Here is a 4,957-nt window from a genome sequence, read left to right on the forward strand (position 1 = left end):
CTGGCGGCGGAAGGGCACGCTGGGTGATGAGGTGGAAGCCCGCGCTGAACGCGTTCGCGATCACCTTCGCCGGACGGTTCGAGAAAACCACTCACGAATGAAAACCGCCGGATCCCACACACCGTTTATCGGACAGACCCCGACTCGACGCGGAGTACATGTGGCGCGAGAGGGAGATGGACTCGAACCACAAATCGGGGGTCGTGCGTGTAGCGCTTCGCAAGGGCCGGTGGTGGCTGAAGGCCAGATACCGGGCGATCGCTAAGCCCATCAGGACAGGGTGGGACTTTCTGTTCGCCCCGTAGCAGCCGCGTGTGCCGGCCCGCACTTGATCCACGCCGCGCGACCGAGGCGCTGGATGGACAAGTCGTTGGGCGCTGAGGCTCCGCCGCCGTGGACATCTTGCCGAGTCAGCCTGCGCAATGGCGCGACTGTAATGGACATCTCTGAGCGGTTCCTACAATAGGTGTAGGTCTTTCTTGAACTTGTCCATTTCGCAGATGAAGTGTCCACGGTGTGTCCATTCGGACATTTCGGCGATGAGCAAACTTTGGTCAGTCGCGCATCCTCGTCCTCCGCGGAGATTGATGGCGGCAAGCAGCACCAAGGGCCACTGACCAATCCGTGCGGTGCTGCCTGCTGTCGCTTCACCGCATTTGCCCGGCGATCTCCGTCCCCCAAGTCACTGAAGGTTTCTGGGTGAGTCCGTGAATCGAATCGCTTGCTCTACATACGGTAGGGGGGTATGGTACTTGCCATGAATGGTTACACGGCGAGCAAGGATGACCTTCTGAAGCGGCTGCGTCGCGTGGAGGGTCAGGTTCGTGGGATCGCGCGGATGGTCGAGGAGGACAAGTACTGCATCGACATCCTCACGCAGGTCTCGGCGGCCACGAAGGCCCTTGAGTCCGTCGCGCTGTCTTTGTTGGGTGACCATCTTTCGCACTGTGTTGCCGAAGCCAGCGCCGAGGGTGGTGCCGTTGCGGACGAGAAGATCCGCGAAGCCAACGAGGCGATCGCCCGTCTGGTCCGTTCCTGACCCACCTGCCCACTCACGACGAGGAGACGATGATGAACACCGAGAACCGCAACGACCTGGGCTTGAAGGACACCGGCGCTGGTTGCGCCTGCTGCGCGACCGCATCAACCCCCGAGACCGCGGATGCGGCCACGGCGGCCGTGACGGCTGACGTGCTGGTGACGGGGATGACCTGCTCGCACTGCGTGTCGAGCGTCACCGAGGAGTTGTCCGCGATCGACGGGGTCGAGGGTGTGTCGGTGGACCTGAACGCGGGCGGCGCGTCGCGGGTGACGATCCGCAGCTCGACGGCGATCCCTGCTGCTGCCGTGGAGGCGGCGGTGGAGGAGGCTGGCTACGCCGTGGCCGGCAGCCCGTCATGAGCATGGTCGATGTCGAGCTCGACATCGCCGGGATGACCTGCGCGTCGTGTGCGACGCGAATCGAGCGGAAGCTCAACAAGCTGCCCGGTGTGGAAGCGACCGTCAACTACGCCACCGAGAAGGCTCGCGTGCGCGGTGAGGACGTCGATTCGGCCACATTGATCGCGGCGGTCGAATCCGCCGGCTACCAAGCGGCGCTTCCTGCGCCGACGGTCGTCGAGGCTGCGGGTGAACCCGGTGCGCCGGTGGACCGCGATCTGGTTTCGCTGCGGCAGCGTCTGCTGATCAGCGCCGCTTTGTCGGTGCCGGTCGCGGTGCTGTCGATGATTCCCGCGCTGCAGTTCGAGTTCTGGCAGTGGCTGGCGCTCACCCTCACCGCCCCGGTGGCGGTGTGGGGCGCGTGGCCGTTTCACCGTGCTGCGGCGGTTAACGCCCGTCACGGTGCCGCCACGATGGACACGCTCATTAGCGTCGGGGTGATTGCCGCGTTCGGCTGGTCGCTGTATGCCCTGTTCTTTGGTGGCGCCGGTATGCCCGGGATGACGATGACGTTTACTCTCATCGGCACCCCGCGGGCGGGCGGGCATGAGATCTACCTCGAGGTCGCCGCGTTGGTGACGGTGTTCATCCTCGCGGGCCGGTACGCCGAGGCCCGCGCCCGCAAGTCGTCCTCTGAGGCGCTGCGCGCTTTGCTGGAGCTGGGAGCGAAAGACGCCGTCAAGCTCGTCGATGGTGTGGAACAGCGAGTCCCGGTCAGCCAGCTGATGGTGGGGGATGCCGTTCTGGTGCGGCCGGGGGAGAAGATCCCCTCCGATGGACTCGTCGTCGACGGGTCCTCGGCGATTGATGCGAGCATGCTCACGGGCGAATCGGCCCCGGTTGAGGTCGGTGCGGGTTCCCGTGTGGTGGGTGCGACGGTCAACGTCGGCGGCCGGCTTACGGTGGAGATCACCCGCGTGGGCGTGGACACCGAACTGTCGCGGATGCGGCGGCTGATGGAGGAGGCGCAGACCGGCAAAGCCCGCGTGCAGCGTCTCGCGGACCGGGTGTCCGGGATCTTCGTGCCCATCGTGATGATGCTGGCTATCGCCGCGTTCGCGGGCTGGCTGCTGGTCGGCGGGTCTGTGGAGCTGGCGTTCACCGCCGCGATCGCGACGCTCATCATCGCGTGCCCGTGCGCGCTCGGGCTGGCCACGCCGACCGCTCTGTTGGTGGGCACCGGTCGCGGCTCTCAGATGGGAATCCTCATCCGGGGACCGCAGGTACTGGAGCAAACCCGCACGGTCGACACGATCGTGCTGGACAAGACCGGCACCGTCACCACGGGAACCATGGCCGTCACAGCCGTCCACCCCGCACCCGGAGTCACCCGGGAGCAGCTGCTGGCCGCGGCCGCGGCGGTGGAGTTCGGGTCGGAGCATCCTGTTGCCCGCGCGATCGTCGCCGGAAGCGTCCCCGTCCCGCCGGCGGAGACGTTCGACTCTCACGCCGGGTTCGGGGTGCAGGGCATCGTCGCAGGCTCTCTCGTCGTCGCCGGCCGTCCGTCTTGGCTGCAGGAGCAGTGGAGCATTCACCCCACCGCGCAGCTGCAGCACGACGCCGACGAGCTGCAAACCGCGGGAGCGACCGTCGTCGCCATCGGTCGTGACGGCACCCACCTGGGCATCATCGCGGTCGCCGACACAGTCAAACCCACCAGCGCGGAGGCGGTCGCCCGGTTCCGGGCGTTGGGTATGACACCGGTGCTGCTCACCGGCGACAACGATGGCGCTGCACGGGAGATCGCTCGACAGGTCGGCATCGACCAGGTGCACGCCGGGGTAACCCCGGCCGGGAAGCTCGACGTGGTCCGCCAGCTACAGGGCGACGGGCGTGTGGTGGCGATGGTCGGTGACGGGGTCAACGACGCCGCTGCTCTCGCTGCCGCTGACCTCGGTCTCGCGATGGGCGGGGGAACGGATGCCGCGATCGCTGCGAGCGATATCACCGTGGTCTCGGGTGACCTGCTGGTCGTCGCTGACGCGATCCGGTTGGCACGCCGCACCCTGGGGACGATCAAGGGCAACCTGTTTTGGGCGTTCGCGTACAACGTCGCCGCGATCCCGGTCGCGATGGCCGGGTTGCTGAACCCGCTGGTTGCCGCGGCCGCGATGGCCTTGTCCTCGGTGTTCGTCGTCACGAACAGTCTGCGCCTGCGCGGGTTCCGCACCATCCCGGCGAGCTCGACGACCGCTACCCCTGAACCGGCCCGCGTTTCCGCCCGGGTCTGACCTGCATCTGCTGGATGTGAACAGTGGAAGGACGCTCATCATGAGCCAGCACGATCACCATGCACACCACCACCCCACGGCTACCGGCGCCGGCGGTGATGACACTGCGCAGGAGCTGCGCGAGACCGTCGCCGAATCCGACACCGTCGACAACCCGCACGCACACCACACCACGCAGAACAGCCCTGATGAGGGACACGTCGACGCGCACGCGGGGATGCAGCACGGTGCTCATGGTGGGCATGCCGGGCACGGCGCGGACCATGTCGCACGGTTCCGTCGATTGTTCTGGATCAACCTGATCCTCGCCGTCCCGGTGGTGGCGTTCTCGGGCATGTTCTCGATGGTGCTCGGCTATTCCCTCCCCGACGCAGCGTTGGTGGGGTGGATCTCCCCGGTTCTCGGCACCGTCATGTATGTGTGGGGTGGTGCCCCGTTCCTGACCGGCGCGGTCAGCGAACTGCGTGCCCGTAAGCCCGGCATGATGCTGCTGATCGGGCTGGCGATCACCGTCGCGTTCGTCGCGTCAGGGGGGGCGAGTCTCGGGCTGCTGGATCACGAGCTGGACTTCTGGTGGGAGCTGGCGCTGCTGATCGTCATCATGCTCCTTGGGCACTGGATCGAGATGCGGTCGCTCGCGCAGACCACCTCGGCACTGGACTCCCTCGCCGCGCTCCTCCCCGACGAGGCGGAGAAGGTCGACGGGGACACCACTGTCACCGTCGCGCCCGCGGATCTGCAGGTCGGTGACGTTGTAGTGGTCCGCCCTGGTGGGCGGGTTCCGGCTGACGGTCGGGTGGTGCAGGGTTCGGCGAGCATGGACGAGTCGATGATCACCGGCGAATCCAAGCCGGTCCGCCGCAGCGATGGGGACGCGGTCGTGGCCGGCACCGTCGCCACCGACTCCGGAATCCGTGTCGAGATCAGCGCGGTGGGGGAGGACACTGCCCTCGCCGGCATCCAACGCCTGGTTACCGAGGCGCAGAACTCGTCCTCGAAAGCGCAGCGTCTCGCCGACCGTGCCGCCGGGTGGCTGTTCTGGTTCGCGCTGATCGCCGCGGCCATCACCGCGGTCGTGTGGACGGTAGTCGGGCTCCCCGATGACGCGGTGATTCGCACTATCACGGTTCTGGTGATCGCCTGCCCGCACGCCCTGGGTCTGGCGATCCCGCTGGTGGTGTCCATCGCCACCGAGCGCGCTGCCCGGGGCGGGGTGTTGATCAAGGACCGTCTGGCGTTGGAGAGTATGCGCACCGTGAACACGGTGTTGTTCGACAAGACCGGCA

At 66.9% G+C, this 4,957-nt stretch carries 4 protein-coding genes; all 4 read left to right on the forward strand.

The annotated features are described in order from the left end of the window. The first annotated feature begins 757 nt into the window (after positions 1–757). A complete protein-coding gene (locus Q1V87_RS11015) occupies positions 758–1,039 on the forward strand; it encodes a metal-sensitive transcriptional regulator (protein WP_228179440.1) in 282 nt (93 codons plus the stop codon). Between the two features lie 32 nt (positions 1,040–1,071). Next, the gene (locus tag Q1V87_RS11020) at positions 1,072–1,401 is read left to right on the forward strand and encodes a cation transporter (RefSeq protein ID WP_228179439.1); all 330 of its coding nucleotides are present in this window, start codon (positions 1,072–1,074) and stop codon (positions 1,399–1,401) included. Further along, positions 1,398–3,671: a cation-translocating P-type ATPase gene (locus Q1V87_RS11025; protein ID WP_228179438.1), complete on the forward strand. Its 2,274-nt coding sequence runs from the start codon at positions 1,398–1,400 to the stop codon at positions 3,669–3,671. Before Q1V87_RS11020 ends, Q1V87_RS11025 begins: the two co-directional genes overlap by 4 nt. A gap of 217 nt (positions 3,672–3,888) precedes the next feature. Next, the coding region (locus Q1V87_RS11030; protein ID WP_300592619.1) for an HAD-IC family P-type ATPase at positions 3,889–4,957 on the forward strand (1,069 nt) is incomplete at its 3' end.

It is taken from the genome of Microbacterium sp. (assembly GCF_030149085.1).
Lineage (GTDB): Bacteria > Actinomycetota > Actinomycetes > Actinomycetales > Microbacteriaceae > Microbacterium.

Bases quoted from the DNA above. Each gene is read 5' to 3' on its own strand.
- Q1V87_RS11015 (WP_228179440.1), top strand. From the start codon at position 758: ATGAATGGTTACACGGCGAGCAAGGATGACCTTCTGAAGCGGCTGCGT.
- Q1V87_RS11020 (WP_228179439.1), top strand. From the start codon at position 1,072: ATGAACACCGAGAACCGCAACGACCTGGGCTTGAAGGACACCGGCGCT.
- Q1V87_RS11025 (WP_228179438.1), top strand. From the start codon at position 1,398: ATGAGCATGGTCGATGTCGAGCTCGACATCGCCGGGATGACCTGCGCG.